Here is a 15,536-nt window from a genome sequence, read left to right as displayed (position 1 = left end):
TTTTATCAAACCCTATTTCTTTCTAATCATTATTTTTTTCTAACGATGATAACCTGTTTAGCCTTTGTATAGCTATCTGTAAAGTCGATATTCTTAAGTCTGTCTTCTGTAACTGTCATACCTGCAACGCCAATATCATCTTTACCTGTTGAAACTGCTGTAATAATTGAATCAAATTCAATATTATCAACAACTAATTCCATACCAAGTTTATCAGCGATTGCCTGTGCTATATCTACATCAATACCAACTACTTTACCGTCCTCAACATATTCATATGGTGGAAACTCTGCATTAGTAGCCATTCTTAACTTACCGTTATTTCTCTCAACATCATCTGCAGATTTATAAGGATTCTTTCCTGCATCTTCGCCGATGAAATTAGCTACTATTTCATCTACTTTACCATTATCCTTTAATTCATTTAATGCATCATTTATTTTACCTTTTAACTCGTCATTGCCTTTTGCAATACAAATTGCATATTCTTCATCTTCAAATGGCTCTTCTAATATCTTTAAATCACTATTTTTCTCAACAAATACTTTAGCCGGCTGCTCATCAATGATTACACAGTCAATTTTACCTTGTTTAAGAGCCTGAACCGCATCTGCACCTTTGTTATATCTTTCCATTTTAGCATCTTTGACATCAGAACCATAGATATCACCTGTTGTTCCTAACTGGACACCGATTTTCTTCCCCTCTAAGTCATCAATACTGTTAACCTTGTTTGCAGGGACACTGCTACTTCCACATGCACATAATGAAAGTGTAGCTGCTGTTAATAATAATGCTATTTTCTTCTTCATAATTGTAATCTGCACTCTGTCTTAACAAAAATTTCAGAATATATTCCATATTCACTTCTAATAAGAATAATGCTATAAGACAGTGCATCTCCTTCTTCATATTTTTTTTTGCACTATTCACTTAAAATCCTTGAATAGTGTATCTCAAATTCTGAAAAAAAGCAAGTTAATATAATTTCTTTTTCTTACATATAAATATCGAGCCAAAATAAGATATCGCAGCCATTATAAATGCAAAGAATAATGCAACTATATTATGTCCGCTTATAATATTGAAGATTTTATAAGTAAGTGCCGTAACAACGCCCATAAATATTGAGCAAATCATTGGTATAAGAAATGTTTTAATATATTCCTGCGTATATCCAACATATTTATTAAGAGCTACCAGATTAAGTGCAAGTACAACAATCGGAAATGTTGCATTACCTATTACAATTGCATATATTCCAAGATTTGTGAACTTAAGCAGACCAAATACCAGTACAATATGAACTATAAGAGATATACAAGAGTGAATTACAGGTATATTCATTTTATCAATGCCCTGAAGTGCTGAACTTGTAACCGTTGAAACAGTATAAAATACAACTGCAATTGCACCAATCTTTAGCATCATTCCACCCTGATCACTGTCATATCTTGAAAATAATAATTGAACCATTGGTTTACCAAGAACTACAAGACCAACAAATGATGGCATCGCAATGAACATATTGGCACCAATTGTTGCTGAAATCTTCTCGCGTATTGTAGAATATTCCTTTTTCTCTTTTGATGCAACAATACTAGGAAGTAATGATGCCGACATCGCTGATGCTACTCCCATTACAACACCTGTAAGTATTACATAACTTGAATTAAAATTGCCGATACTTGTCTTTATCTCTGATGAAGTCATACCTGCACCAGTCATTAATTTTCCATATAATATATCATCTATCAATGCACTTATCTGATAGAAAGTCTGACCAATAATTATTGGAATCATTGTAAATATAATATCCTTGTATATATTCTTGTATGGTTCATCAACACTATATATGTCACGTTTAACTTTTCTCTTAAATGTAGGATAATAAACAATAAATAAAATCAATAGGAATGCAAGTCCAAAGAATGCACCAAAGGCTGTACCCATAGTACCACCTGCTGCACCATAACCATCAACCTTTGCTGTTCCTTTATATGCTTTTACTAAAAATGCACCCGCAGCTATACTTACAACCGCATTTACTATCTGTTCAATAAGCTGTGAAATGGCAGTTGGAATTGTAGTACCCTGTCCCTGGTAGAAACCTCTTAACACACCTAATACCGAAACTATAAATATTGTAGGTGCAAGTACTCTTAGAGGAAGAGCTATTCCTGAATATGCCGAATAGAAATGTTTTTCAATAAAGTTCGCACCAAAATATAGAATAAATGCTGCCGTTCCACCCGTACAAATTGATACTGTTACAGATGAAATAAATATCTTTCTGGCATCTCTGTATCTGTGGTTAGCTAAACGTCCCGAAATCAATTTAGAAACTGCCATAGGTAAACCATATGATGACAGAACTAACATTATATTATATACATTAAATGCTGCTCCATATATACCATTAGCCTCTGCACCTATTATATTTACCATAGGAATTCTATATACAAGACCAATTATTCTTACAAATATTCCGGCCATTGCAAGAATTCCGCCATGCATAATTATATTTTTAATACTTTTCTTCTGATTCATATTTCCACACCAATCTATTCATATTATTTTTTTACACGAAACGACAGGCATATTATATTACAATTCATAATTTTAATCTATATAAAAAAGTAAAATTTTTGTTAACTATTAGATATTATCTATATAATATTCGTATCTATATAATATTCTCCATTCTGCAGTTGCAAAACGCCGGAGGAATCGCAGGATAAATTTCAGAATTTGCTCTATGAAAGATGCTATTTGTGATTCCTGCGACATAAATAACTGTATGAAAAATCAGATATCAATCTGTATTTTTCACATTAGCTTCTTTCATTGATTTGACATAATCATAAAGATGTGGTGTTGCATCTTCACCATATTCTGCAATAATTTTTACAATTGCACTTCCAACTATTACACCATCTGCAAATTCCGAGAAATGTTTAGCCTGCTCTGGTGTGCTTATACCAAAACCAATCGCTGCAGGTGTATTTGTACTTTCTTTAATTACCTTTATTATTGACTCAAGGTCTGTCTTAATTTCTGAACGTACACCTGTTACCCCCATTGAAGATACTACATATATAAAGCCTGTTGCTTCTTTAGCTATCATCTCAATACGTTTAGCTGATGTAGGTGCAATCATTGATATAATATCTATATTGTGTGATTTTGCAAAAGGAAGTATCTCTCCTTTCTCTTCATATGGCATATCAGGTATAATTAATCCGTCAACTCCACATTCATTACATCTCTTCATAAATGCCTCATATCCATAATGAAATACAGGGTTTAAATATGTAAGAAATACAAGTGGAATATCTGTCTTAGTTCTTATCTTCTTAACTGTTTCAAATACTTTTTCTACAGTACAACCCGCACTAAGCGCTCTTATATTAGCTTCCTGTATTACTGAACCCTCAGCTATCGGATCAGAAAAAGGTACGCCTATTTCTATTAGGTCTGCTCCTGCATTTGCCATTTCTAATACAAATTCTTCTGTTTTATCAAGACTGGGATCTCCTGCTGTAAGAAATCCTATGAATGCTTTACCATTCTTGAATGCATTTTCTATTCTACTCATGTAAGTCCACTCCTCTATATCTTGCTATTGCCGCAACGTCTTTATCTCCACGTCCTGACAGGCATACTATTATTATCTCATCTTTCTTCATTGTTGGTGCTAATTTAATAACCTCTGCAACTGCATGAGCACTTTCAATCGCACATATAATTCCTTCTGTTCTTGCAATATATTCAAATGCATTTACAGCTTCATCATCAGTAATGCTTACATATTTTGCTCTGCCAACAGAATTAAGATATGCATGTTCTGGACCTATTCCCGGATAATCAAGACCTGCTGATATCGAATATACAGGTGCAATCTGTCCCTCATCATTCTGACAGAATAACGATTTCATACCATGAAATACACCAAGGCTTCCTTTTGCAATTGTTGCCGCATGTTTATCAGTATCAATTCCTCGTCCTGCTGCTTCACAACCTATAAGCTTTACATTCTCATCATTTATGAAATTATAGAACATTCCCATTGCATTGCTTCCACCACCTACACAAGCTACTACTGCATCTGGTAAACGTCCCTCTTTATCTAATATCTGTTCCCTTGCTTCCTTACTTATTACACTTTGAAAATCCCTTACTATCATAGGAAATGGATGTGGTCCCATAACTGAACCCAAAACATACTGAGTATCGTCAACTCGTCTTGTCCATTCCTTAAATGCTTCATTAACTGCATCTTTAAGTGTCATTGTACCACTTGTAACTGCGTGCACTTTAGCTCCTAATAATTCCATACGGTATACATTAAGTGCCTGACGTTCGGTATCTTCCTTTCCCATAAATATTTCGCATTCCATTCCAAGAAGTGCTGCTACTGTAGCTGTTGCCACACCATGCTGACCTGCTCCTGTTTCAGCTATAACTCTTGTCTTACCCATCTTCTTGGCCATAAGGACCTGACCTAATACATTATTAATCTTATGAGAACCTGTATGATTCAAGTCTTCTCGTTTAATATATATTTTAGCACCACCTAAATCTTTAGTCATCTTTTCAGCATAATATAAAAGTGATGGTCTGCCTGCATATTCTTTTAATAATGTATTCAATTCATCATTAAATTCTTTGTCATTTTTATAAAAAGCATATGCTTCATCTAATTTCTTTATCTCATTCATCAGTGTTTCCGGTATGTATTGTCCACCGAAATCTCCGAATCGTCCATTTTTCAAGTAACTGTTTTCCATTATTGTATATCCTTTCCGTCATTTTGGTTTGGTATTTAATATTTATTGTGGTCAGGCAATGAACCTCTTACAGTTCTTATGACATTTTTAATCTTATTATAATCCTTAAAACCATCCGTTTCAATGCCACTGCTAAGATCTATTGCATATGGTTGTAACCTAAGCGCTGCTCCTAAATTACTTTCGTTAATTCCACCTGCTAAGAAATACGGCCTGTCTATATTATCAACATAACTCCAGTCAAAGCATTCACCTGTTCCACCATTACCATTATCAAGCAATATATACTCTGCATCTGATTCATTAGCCATCTTAATATCTTCATATGAATTAATCTTAAATGCCTTAATAATCTTAGCATCAGTCTTATATCTAAGACTTTTAACATATGTTTCATCCTCACTTCCATGAAGTTGAATCATATCTATTATACTATTATTTGCCATATACGCAACCTTGTTAATGTCTTCATTTACAAATACACCTACAGTCTGTATATTTTCATTAAGCATTTCTCTTAATTTCTCAGCTTTTCTTCTGTCAATCTGTCGTCTGCTCTTTGCAAATACAAAGCCAATATAGTCAGGCATTAATTCATTTACATAATCAATATCACATTTTCTTGATAATCCACATATCTTAATCTTAGACATATATTTCTCCATTCTTAAATGTATAAGGCAACTTATTTTTCTTTCTTAGATTATTTCTGGTCAGACTACTTCAGATTTTAAATCTTTAATCATTGCTGCCTTATCACTGCATTTCATTAATGTCTCACCTATTAATACAGCATTAACATTATTTTCAACAAGTCTCTTTATATCTTTAGAATTTTTAATTCCACTTTCTGAAACAAATATAATATCTTCATCAACTGACTTTCGCAGATTAATACTGTTATTAATATCCACAGTAAAGTCTTTAAGATTTCTGTTATTAACACCTATGATTCTTGCTCCACATCTTATAGCCTTCTGTATTTCTTCTTCATCATGGGCTTCAACAAGTACCGACATTCCTAAGTCATCTGCAATTTTAAAATATCTCTTTAATGTATCTTCATCTAATATTGCACAAATAAGTAATATTGCACTTGCTCTTATTACCTTTGCTTCATATATCTGAATCTCATCTATTATAAAATCTTTTCTTAACAATGGAATATCTACATTTTTACTTATTTCTTTAAGAAAATCCACACTTCCTTTAAAGTAATCCGGCTCTGTAAGCACAGAAATCGCATTTGCACCTGAAGCTTCATATTCTTTTGCAATTTCTACATACGGAAAATCTTTTGCTATAATGCCTTTTGATGGAGATGCCTTTTTAACTTCACATATAAATGCAATTGGTTTTGTCTTAAGTGACTTTTCAAACCTGTATTTATCCTTATCATTCTTTGCGAGTTCTATTGCATCTTCCTTGATTTTATTAACATTTTCATTCTCGTAAATTTTATTGACACGAATCTTCGTGCTTTCAACTATCTTATCTAATATCATTTTAGTTCATTCCTTTTTACATATTGGAAAATTTAACAAATTCTTCTAATTGTTTTAATGCCTTTCCACTCTCTAATGTTTCTCTTGCAATTTTTATACCTTCGCTTATACTAACATCAGGTTTTGCAATATGTATGGCAGCTCCGGCATTGATAAGTACAGCATCTGTCTTTGGTCCTTTTGCACCTTTCAAAATTTCTAATGCATAAGCTGCATTTTCTTGTGGAGTTCCACCCTCAATATCTTTCTTATCGCATCTTGTGAAACCAAAATCTTCAGGTTTAATCTCATATGAAGTATAATGTCCATTTCTCACCTCACATACAGTTGTAGGTGCGCTCATCGAAATCTCATCAATCTTATCCTGACCATAGACTACCATTGCATTGTTTACACCAAGATTAAATAATACTTTTGCAAGTGGTTCTACAAGTTCTTCATCATATACACCAAGCAACTGCATATTTGCACCTGCCGGATTAGTTAAAGGTCCTAAAATATTAAATATTGTTCTGATTCCCAGTTCTTTTCTTACCGGACCTACATATTTCATAGACGCATGGTAACTCTGGGCAAACAAGAAGCAGATTCCAATCTTTTCAAGTATTTCTGTACTTTTTTCAGGAGAAATAGTAATATTTACTCCTAAGGCTTCTAATACATCAGCAGTACCACATTTACTTGAAGCTGCCCTGTTACCATGTTTAGCAACTTTAACTCCTGCTGCCGAGACAATAATTGATGCAATTGTTGATATGTTAATTGAGTTAGAACCATCTCCACCTGTTCCCACAATTTCAAGTACATTCTGATGGTCTAATAGTTTTACACTATGCGCTCTCATACCTTTAGCACTGCCTGTTATCTCTTCAATTGTTTCACCTTTCATACTCATTGCTGTAAGAAATGAACTTATCTGAACATCAGTAGCTTTTCCACTCATTATTTCGTCCATTACTTCCATTGCCATATCATATCCTATATCCTCTTTTTTTGCTAATTTTAATATTGCTTCTTTAATCATAATTTACCTCTTTTCTATATGCCTTACATATTTTTATATATTTAAGAAATTTTCAATTATCGTTCTTCCATCTGGTGTTAGTATTGATTCCGGATGAAACTGTACACCATATATATCATATTTCTTATGTTCTACTGCCATAATCTCATCGTCATCTGTCAACGCAATAATCTTTAATTCATCACCTAAAGACCCTTTATCTGCTGCAAGTGAATGATATCTGGCTACTCTTATTTTATTATCAAGTCCTTTGAATATCTTTGAATCACTGTCTAATGTAATTTCTGATTGTTTACCATGCATCAGCTGTTTAGCATAAATAATTTTTGTTCCAAATGCTTCACAGATTGACTGATGTCCTAAACATACGCCTAGAATCTTATATTTGCTGCCAAGTTCTTTTATAACATCTATGCATACACCTGCTTCCGACGGACGTCCCGGACCTGGTGAAATAATGATTGCTTCCGGTTGTAGTTCATCTATTTCTTTAACACATAGTTCATCATTTCTGATAACTTTAATGTCACTGTTTATTTCACCAATTAACTGAACCAGGTTATACGAAAAACTATCATAATTATCAATTAATAAAATCATTTGTCTTTTCCTCCATTTCTTAAATATTTTCTGCCATTTCAAGTGCTGTTAATACTGCTTTTGCTTTATTAATACATTCCTTAAATTCATTTTCCGGAACACTGTCTGCCACTATTCCTGCACCTGACCTTATGAATACTTTACCATTTTTCTTAAATGCAAGTCTGATTGCTATACATGTATCCATATTTCCAGAGAAATCAAGGTATCCGATTGCACCACCATATACACCTCTCTTATTGTTCTCAAGTTTATTTATTATCTTACATGCTCTGATTTTAGGTGCTCCCGACAATGTTCCTGCCGGTAACACTGCTTCAATCGCATCTACTGTATCTTTATCATCTCTTATCTTTCCATATACTGTCGAACCGATATGCATTACGTGTGAATATCTCTGTATCTCCATATATTTTTCTACCTTAACACTTCCATATTTACAAATCTTTCCTAAATCATTTCTTCCTAAATCGACTAACATATTATGTTCTGACAATTCTTTCTCATCAGCAAGAAGTTCTTTTTCTAATTTCTTATCTTCTTCATCATCTTTTCCCCTTGGTCTGGTTCCCGCTAATGGAAATGTTCTGACTTCACCGTTTGTTACTTTAACAAGTGTTTCTGGTGACGCACCTGCCATTTCTATATCACCACTTGAAAAATAGAACATATATGGTGATGGATTAAGTGTTCTAAGAGTTCTATATGTATCAAAAAGGCTTCCTTCATAGTCTGCTTCAATTCTATTAGATAAAACTAATTGAAATATATTTCCTTCTTTAATATGATTCTTTGTGATTTCAACCTTTTTTTTATACTCATCTTCTTCAAACAGATATCTGTAATCTGAAGTCTTTCTTCCTTTAGGTATCTCCTTAGCCTTATAATTTGTAATAAGTTCAATCATTTTTTCTAACTCTTTAACAGCCTTGTCATAATCATTTTCGATATTTTCTAATTTAACATTTTGTATAAGTATTATCTTCTGTCTGAAATGATCAAATGCTATTACCTTATCAAATAACATTAAATCTACATCTTTAAAGTGTTCTTCATCTTTAGAATCAAGATTTAATGAATGTTCTGCGTATTTTATATAGTCATATGAAAAATATCCTACCAGTCCACCTGTAAATGTTGGAAGATAATCATATTTCTTGCTCTTATAGTCATTAAGTATTTCTCTTATGTATTGTCCCGGGTTACTTGTAAGAACTTCTAATTTCTTTTCTCCTTTTATAACTAATCTTGAATTTGTACAGGTTATCTCCATCTTTGGTTCATAACCTAAGAATGTATATCTTCCCCAGTTTCTATTATCCTCTATACTCTCTAACATATAGCAATGACTGCTTACATTCTTTAATAATCTCATAACTTCAATCGGTGTCTTTATATCTGATAAAATCTCTGTGCTTATTGGTACAATCTTATATTCTTCTAACTTCTTTAATTCAATCGCTTCTTCAAGTGATGGTAAAAATTTCATATTAAAAAACCTCCATTTCTTTATGTCAGACATTCCAAAATGAAGGTTGTATATTATGTTTAATTATCTGTAAAATCATATGGTAATAAACTACATTCTATTCTGATTTTGTATTTTGTTGTGTATTGTTTTCATATTAAAGAATAAAGAATGTTGCTTGCGACATTCTCAGCCGCAGTGCGATCCTCGCGGAGCATTTTTTACTTACCAGGACAATTTCAACGAAATTTCCTGGTAAATAAAAAAGTCCTTGACAAAACATCTCTGTTCTGTCAAGGACGAATATACTTTCGCGGTACCACCTTGATTTACGATAAATCGTACACCTTATTCAGAATACTAACATATTCCTAGCAACTAACGTATGCACTACGTCATGAGATACTAAGTAAAACACTTTTCATCATGCCCTCTGTGGTCCATTTAATAATCTGCGTTTTGTCGATTCTCAGCATCACGACTCTCTGTAAATGCACAACCATTTTTATCTCCACATCAACGGTTTACATATTTATTTTTATACATACTACCTCATATGTATTTATTTGTCAATACTTTTTTCTATATAGAATCACATAGAATCGCATACACACAATTTCTATATTGGACAAAATACTTCTATATAACAAAGAACCTCTGTATAACCAGAGGTTCTTAATATGCTTATTACTAAATAATTCGAAAAATTATTCCTTAACAGCTGCTGCACCAAGTCCAGTTGTCATTGCTTTCTGTGAAATGATGAAGAAAATAACAAATGGAATACAAATTACTAATGCACCTGCTGCAAATAATGTAAACTGGTTTCTTGTACCATCGATAAAGCTGATAAGACCGATTGCAAGCGTATACTTTTCATTCTGTCCTAATACCATCTTAGGGAAGATCCAATCCATCCATGGTCCTGTGAAACTTGTAATTGCAAGGAAAATAATCATTGGTCTTGCAATTGGAAGAATGACTCTGAAGAAAATCTTTAAGTGGTTAGCACCATCAATTCTTGCTGCTTCATCAAGTGACTTAGGAATTGTATCAAGGTAACTCTTAACGAGCCAAGTGTTATATGGAATATTACCTGCAACATATACAAGTACTAATCCCCATAACTGGTTGTATGCATGTATTCTGTTAATAATAACGAATATAGCTATCATACCAACAAATGATGGGAAAATCTGAAGGATTAACATAGCCATCATCATACTTTTTTTAAACATAAATTTGAATCTTGAGAATACATATGCTGCTAATGAACAACATATAACTGTTAAGATTGCTGTACAAAGCGCAATAATAAATGTATTCTGGAACCAAAGCAAATAATTTGTCTCATTAAATAACTTTTCAAACTGTATTGTACTAAATCCATCAGCAAATGGTATTGGATTACTGTTTGCTGCTGTTGCTTTTGGCGAAAATGCATTACTTATAACATAAACAATTGGATATAATACAACCAAGGAGCAGATGGTTAATATTACTATAACTAATGTCTTAAATACAGTCTGTTTTGTTTTAGTATTCATTATAATTCACCCTCCTTGTAAGACTTCGTATTTTTAAAGTTAAATATTGCAAATGGAGCTAATACAACGAATACGAGCATCGCAAGTACAGATGCATTACAATATTTCTGTTGATCCATAGTCAACTTGTATATCCACGTTACTAACAAGTCGGTAGCACCGGCACCGGTTACAGTAGTATCTCTAATCTTTGGATCACCACCTGTTAAGAAGTAGATAGCACCGAAGTTGTTGATATTATGTGTGAATGACATAATAACAAGTGGAATTGTTTGATATAAAACAAGTGGTAATGTAATACACTTGAATATCTGGAACTTATTAGCTCCATCAATTGTGGCTGCTTCAAATACATCAGTTGAAATAGCTGTCATCTGACCTGTAATAAGAAGCATGAAGTATGGAACACCAACCCACATATTTATAAGAATACATACTACTTTAACTAACGTTTTATCTGTTAGCCAAGGAATGTTATTCTGAATAATATTCAAATCTCTTAATGTTGCATTAATTGCACCTGTTGTACCATTTAATAAGTTCTGCCATACCTTAAGTGTTAAAATTGAAGGAATAGCATATGGTAAAATTAAGATAGCTCTGAAAACTGGTGTTACTTTTAATTTAGCTTCATATAAGAATGTAGCTAATACCATACCACCAAAGTAACATGTAAATGTTGCTAAAAATCCCCAGATAACTGTCCATGCTGCAACACGACCAAATGCTGAAGTCCAGCTTGAATCACCACCGAACATATTGAAATAGTTCTTAAGTCCTACCCAGTTAACTGGTGCACCTGGTGTCAAGTGATCTGGCATCGACCAGTTTGTAAAACCAACTATTACAGAGAATAAAAGTGGTATAATAACAAAGAATACCACAAGCAATAACGATGGAGCTAATCCCAATAATGGGAAAGCTTTACCAACTGCACCCTGCATTGATTCTTTATTACTCTTACATCTGCCATCAAGGCAATAATCCTCATATCCTGCTAAAGCGCTTCTTACAGATATAATATATGCTATAACGAATACTGCTATTACTGCCAAAGCCATAATACCATCTACTAATCTGAATGTAGCTGGTCTGATTTTTGGATACCATCTTGAAATTTCAATCATATCTTTAATCATCTGTGCAAGTTTTGGTGATGCACATAACATAATCACTTCAATAATTGCGAACAGCACACCTTTTATGTACTGTTTAAGATAAATTATATGACCTAATCCCATAAATATACAAGATGATACAAGTACGTTTTTTCTTGAAGAACCATCAGTCTTAAGTGATGCTCCCATTCAACTCACCTATCTTTCATATTCATGTAACTACTAGAGTCCTTTTTATATTATGCCAACCAGATTATCTGGTTGGCATATTTGACAACAATTTAAAATTCTATATTTAATTATTTCTTTGTTGCTGACTTATTAGCTGTATCAAGTTCTGCCTGGATATCTGTTGTTTCACCATTCCAGATGTTAGCAAATGCTGATTCAAATGCTGTCCAGAATAAACTTGCCTGTGCCATATTTGGCATTGGATAAGAGTATGCTATCTGTTTATTTATGCCTTCCATGTATGTTTTGATTTTATCATTATCGATCATGTCAAGTACATCATCTCTAGATGGCATTGTGCTTGTAAGTTCACATCTTAATGCCTGCATTTCTTTAGTCATTAAGAACTCAGCAAATGCTGTTGCTTCTGGCTGATGTTTAGAATATGCTGAAACGAACATACATCTAACACCCATGAAGTTTGTAGGTGGGTTTGTAGAACCTGTTAAAGCTGGAATTGAAGTGATACCGAAGTTAATACCACTCTCTTCAAATATTCTGATATTCCAAGCACCTGAAACATTCATTGCTAACTGGCCTGCTGCGAAAAGTGAGTCGTTATGTTTATAATCGATATCTCCAGATTTCTGATTAATTGCTTTAGCTAATGCTGTGAAATCTGCCATCTGTGCTACTGACTCTTTTGAATTCATATATGTATTCTTGATATCGTTACCATTCTCACCATAAAGATGAATTGTTGGTGTTGAAGTAAACATTACACTATAGTATGCATTACCTGCATCAAATAAGAATGGCTGAACACCACTTTTCTTATCATAATTCTGAATGTATGTTACTAAATCTGACATTGTTTTAGGAATTTCTTCCTCTTTAATTAAATCTTTGTTGTAGAATAAAGCATATGTCTCAACTGATACCGGATAACCGTAAAGCTGTGTTGTACCATCTGCTTTACTAAGTGTAGCACCTGCTAATGTTGCTGCATTACATGAAGCAGATAAGATTTCTTTTTCTGAATCTGGAACTGGAGCAATAGAAGCACTTGCTGCCATAACACCAGCATTGTTATGAACTGTAGCGAAAAGGTCAGGACCATTTCCACCAGGGCCATCTAATACGATTTTTGAGTTAGCATCTCTTGACTCAACATTAACGTATTTGATTGTGATATTTGGATATAATTTTGTGAAGCACTTTCCTGCTGCTTCAATAAACTTATCTGGTCCACCTGTTGACTCCCAAACTGTAAGTTCAACTTTGTCGCTTGTAAGCTGCTGATTTGTCTTGAAATCGATTGCTTTTACATCAATACCTGAAACAGCATCTTTAACTTCCTTGTCTGATTTTTTTCCACAACCAGCAAACATTGTTGTTGCCATCGCTACTACTAAGGCAACTGATAAAATTCTCTTTTTCATACCTTTTACCTTTCCGAACTATACGTTCTTTAAATTTTCTTGTTGCGAACAGTATCTTTTCGTTCATATAATAGTCCGTTCGCAGACTGTTACATAACTTTGGTGTGACTAACATTAGTAAAAATATACAATAGCTAAATGTTTCACCCAGCAAATTAAATGTCGTATAAAGCATAATTTCTAGTAAATATTCACAATAACTACTTAATAAAATTAAGTGCCTTATTACTGAATAATAGTAAAAATGTGCAAAACCTGACACTATTTATTACTGTTCTTTGTAAGTATATCATTCACTAATATTATTGTCAATATTATTAGCAAGAAAAAAGGACATTTTTTTGTGCATATTGCATAAAATCGTCCTGTGTTTTTTTTCTCATTATTTTATATATTTTTCATATATTAAAATCTTAAAATGTCTGACATTTAACTTTTCTGCGTTATGTCTATGCAGATTTTGAGTTATTAATATATTCAAATTATACATTTAACTTAAGCTGCACCTCTTCTTCTGCTTCTTCCTTAAATTCTTCATCTTTTTCAGCATTTATTTCAGGCAGATCTTCTATAGAAGATACTCCGAACTGTCTTAGGAATTCCTCTGTTGTCCCAAATAATATTGGCCGTCCCGGTGCATCAAGTCGTCCAACTTCTCCTACAAGATTATATTCTACAAGTTTATTAACCGCATGGTCACATTTTACACCCCTGATTTTCTCAATCTCTGTTTTGGTAACCGGCTGTTTATATGCAATTATCGATAACGTCTCTAATAATACATCTGTAAGCACATTCTTTTTAGGTTGAGAAGCCACCTTTATCAGATATTCATACATATCATTCTTAGTACACATCTGATACGAATTCTCAAGTTCACATATCTTAATTCCACGTTCTTCGCTCTCATACTTATCCATTAAATTGTGTATTATTTTTCGTGTTGTTTTTATATCATGTCCAATAGCCATAGAAATCTTTTCTATTTCCACTGAATCACCCATCGTGAAAAGTATCGCTTCTATAGCTGCTTCTATCTTTGATATTTCCAATTAATTTTCCTCCTGAGTTGTATTTTGTTGTGTATTTTCACTGACTGCTTCTATTTCGATATCATCAAATATATTATCCTGCTTTATATGAATTTTACCTGTTTTCATTAACTCTAATATTGCAAGGAAAGTTACTATAACCTGCATCTTGGATTTTTGTCTGCCAAGAATCTGTCTAAAACTGCAATGTCCATTTCTTATTGCATATTCTTCTACATAAGACATCTTATCCTCTAAGTTTACTTCTTCTTTCTCTATTTTACCAAATTTACTTCTTATAGGATCAATCTTATTCTCCTGTCTGCGAAGTACTTCATTAAAAATAGCATTAAGCTTTCGCAATGTAATTCCATCTAATAGTTTGTCTAAATCAACCGGTGGCTCATATTTTTTTACTTCATCGGGAACTGTCGGTTTCTTGTACATACTTTTCTCTGCATCTAACTGTCTGTCTCTCAATTCATATGACATATACTTATATCTTTTGTATTCTAAAAGTTTTTCAACCAGTTCAGCTCTTGGATCTTCTTCCTCCTCTTCGTTTTCAGGATCTTTTGGAAGTAACATTTTAGCCTTTATATCTAAAAGAGTTGCGGCCATAACCAGGAACTCACTCACAAGATTCAAATCCTGTTTATCCATATTTTGAACATATTCTATATATTGTGCAGTGATTTCAACAATAGGAATATCATATATATTTACTTTATTTTTATCTATCAAATGCAATAAAAGGTCTAGCGGACCCTCGAATACCTGCAGCTTAAATTCTAAGTTCATATGTAAATTATCCTCGTCTTTCTGATTATGACATATATG

General features: G+C 33.1%; 14 protein-coding genes and 1 other annotated feature. All 14 genes read right to left on the bottom strand.

Translation table 11 applies throughout. From position 1 onward, the window contains the following. Positions 1-29 precede the first annotated feature (29 nt). Positions 30-812, bottom strand: coding sequence for a transporter substrate-binding domain-containing protein (locus OCV48_RS02950; RefSeq protein WP_021983105.1), 783 nt, complete (start codon positions 810-812; stop codon positions 30-32). 166 nt (positions 813-978) lie between these two features. After that, positions 979-2,550, bottom strand: coding sequence for a putative polysaccharide biosynthesis protein (locus tag OCV48_RS02945; protein WP_147591101.1), 1,572 nt, complete (start codon positions 2,548-2,550; stop codon positions 979-981). A gap of 265 nt (positions 2,551-2,815) precedes the next feature. Beyond that, on the bottom strand, positions 2,816-3,598 hold the full coding sequence (trpA, locus tag OCV48_RS02940; RefSeq protein ID WP_021983103.1) for a tryptophan synthase subunit alpha: 783 nt from the start codon (positions 3,596-3,598) through the stop codon (positions 2,816-2,818). After that, a complete protein-coding gene (gene trpB, locus OCV48_RS02935; protein WP_147591188.1) occupies positions 3,591-4,775 on the bottom strand; it encodes a tryptophan synthase subunit beta in 1,185 nt (394 codons plus the stop codon). The genes trpA and trpB overlap by 8 nt, the downstream gene beginning before the upstream one ends. A 50-nt stretch (positions 4,776-4,825) precedes the next feature. Next, on the bottom strand, positions 4,826-5,443 hold the full coding sequence (locus tag OCV48_RS02930) for a phosphoribosylanthranilate isomerase (protein WP_021983101.1): 618 nt from the start codon (positions 5,441-5,443) through the stop codon (positions 4,826-4,828). Positions 5,444-5,503: 60 nt separating this feature from the next. Further along, positions 5,504-6,295, bottom strand: a complete 792-nt coding sequence (gene trpC, locus OCV48_RS02925) for an indole-3-glycerol phosphate synthase TrpC (protein WP_021983100.1) — start codon at positions 6,293-6,295, stop codon at positions 5,504-5,506. A 16-nt stretch (positions 6,296-6,311) separates the two neighbouring features. Beyond that, positions 6,312-7,319, bottom strand: coding sequence for an anthranilate phosphoribosyltransferase (gene trpD / locus OCV48_RS02920; RefSeq protein WP_021983099.1), 1,008 nt, complete (start codon positions 7,317-7,319; stop codon positions 6,312-6,314). Positions 7,320-7,352: 33 nt separating this feature from the next. Then, the gene (locus OCV48_RS02915; RefSeq protein ID WP_147591100.1) at positions 7,353-7,919 is read right to left on the bottom strand and encodes an anthranilate synthase component II; all 567 of its coding nucleotides are present in this window, start codon (positions 7,917-7,919) and stop codon (positions 7,353-7,355) included. 19 nt (positions 7,920-7,938) lie between these two features. Next, positions 7,939-9,408, bottom strand: coding sequence for an anthranilate synthase component I (trpE, locus tag OCV48_RS02910; protein ID WP_147591099.1), 1,470 nt, complete (start codon positions 9,406-9,408; stop codon positions 7,939-7,941). Positions 9,409-9,679: 271 nt separating this feature from the next. After that, positions 9,680-9,916: a binding site (T-box leader), on the bottom strand. Positions 9,917-10,094: 178 nt separating this feature from the next. After that, on the bottom strand, positions 10,095-10,934 hold the full coding sequence (locus tag OCV48_RS02905; protein ID WP_021983096.1) for a sugar ABC transporter permease: 840 nt from the start codon (positions 10,932-10,934) through the stop codon (positions 10,095-10,097). Beyond that, positions 10,934-12,241 (bottom strand): carbohydrate ABC transporter permease, encoded by a 1,308-nt coding sequence (locus tag OCV48_RS02900; RefSeq protein ID WP_021983095.1) that lies wholly within the window; start codon positions 12,239-12,241, stop codon positions 10,934-10,936. The genes OCV48_RS02905 and OCV48_RS02900 overlap by 1 nt, the downstream gene beginning before the upstream one ends. A 110-nt stretch (positions 12,242-12,351) precedes the next feature. Continuing rightward, positions 12,352-13,665, bottom strand: a complete 1,314-nt coding sequence (locus tag OCV48_RS02895; protein WP_021983094.1) for an extracellular solute-binding protein — start codon at positions 13,663-13,665, stop codon at positions 12,352-12,354. A gap of 482 nt (positions 13,666-14,147) precedes the next feature. Next, positions 14,148-14,717, bottom strand: a complete 570-nt coding sequence (gene scpB, locus OCV48_RS02890; protein ID WP_021983093.1) for an SMC-Scp complex subunit ScpB — start codon at positions 14,715-14,717, stop codon at positions 14,148-14,150. Further along, positions 14,718-15,497 carry a segregation and condensation protein A gene (locus tag OCV48_RS02885; protein WP_021983092.1) on the bottom strand — a complete coding sequence of 260 codons (780 nt, stop codon included), beginning with the start codon at positions 15,495-15,497 and terminating at the stop codon, positions 14,718-14,720. It lies immediately after the preceding gene. Positions 15,498-15,536: the final 39 nt, after the last annotated feature.

The sequence above is a fragment of the Bovifimicola ammoniilytica genome, assembly GCF_025567085.1.
Lineage (GTDB): Bacteria > Bacillota > Clostridia > Lachnospirales > Lachnospiraceae > Bovifimicola > Bovifimicola ammoniilytica.
The sequence above is the reverse complement of the archived record's forward strand: the minus strand, read 5'-3'. Positions and strand labels throughout refer to the sequence as shown.

Excerpts from the sequence above, each read along its gene's own strand:
- OCV48_RS02930 (WP_021983101.1), bottom strand. The coding sequence starts at position 5,443 with ATGTCTAAGATTAAGATATGTGGATTATCAAGAAAATGTGATATTGAT.
- OCV48_RS02950 (WP_021983105.1), bottom strand. The coding sequence starts at position 812 with ATGAAGAAGAAAATAGCATTATTATTAACAGCAGCTACACTTTCATTA.
- OCV48_RS02900 (WP_021983095.1), bottom strand. The coding sequence starts at position 12,241 with ATGGGAGCATCACTTAAGACTGATGGTTCTTCAAGAAAAAACGTACTT.
- trpA (WP_021983103.1), bottom strand. The coding sequence starts at position 3,598 with ATGAGTAGAATAGAAAATGCATTCAAGAATGGTAAAGCATTCATAGGA.
- OCV48_RS02905 (WP_021983096.1), bottom strand. The coding sequence starts at position 10,934 with ATGAATACTAAAACAAAACAGACTGTATTTAAGACATTAGTTATAGTA.
- OCV48_RS02895 (WP_021983094.1), bottom strand. The coding sequence starts at position 13,665 with ATGAAAAAGAGAATTTTATCAGTTGCCTTAGTAGTAGCGATGGCAACA.
- trpE (WP_147591099.1), bottom strand. The coding sequence starts at position 9,408 with ATGAAATTTTTACCATCACTTGAAGAAGCGATTGAATTAAAGAAGTTA.
- trpC (WP_021983100.1), bottom strand. The coding sequence starts at position 6,295 with ATGATATTAGATAAGATAGTTGAAAGCACGAAGATTCGTGTCAATAAA.
- OCV48_RS02945 (WP_147591101.1), bottom strand. The coding sequence starts at position 2,550 with ATGAATCAGAAGAAAAGTATTAAAAATATAATTATGCATGGCGGAATT.
- OCV48_RS02915 (WP_147591100.1), bottom strand. The coding sequence starts at position 7,919 with ATGATTTTATTAATTGATAATTATGATAGTTTTTCGTATAACCTGGTT.
- OCV48_RS02885 (WP_021983092.1), bottom strand. The coding sequence starts at position 15,497 with ATGAACTTAGAATTTAAGCTGCAGGTATTCGAGGGTCCGCTAGACCTT.
- trpD (WP_021983099.1), bottom strand. The coding sequence starts at position 7,319 with ATGATTAAAGAAGCAATATTAAAATTAGCAAAAAAAGAGGATATAGGA.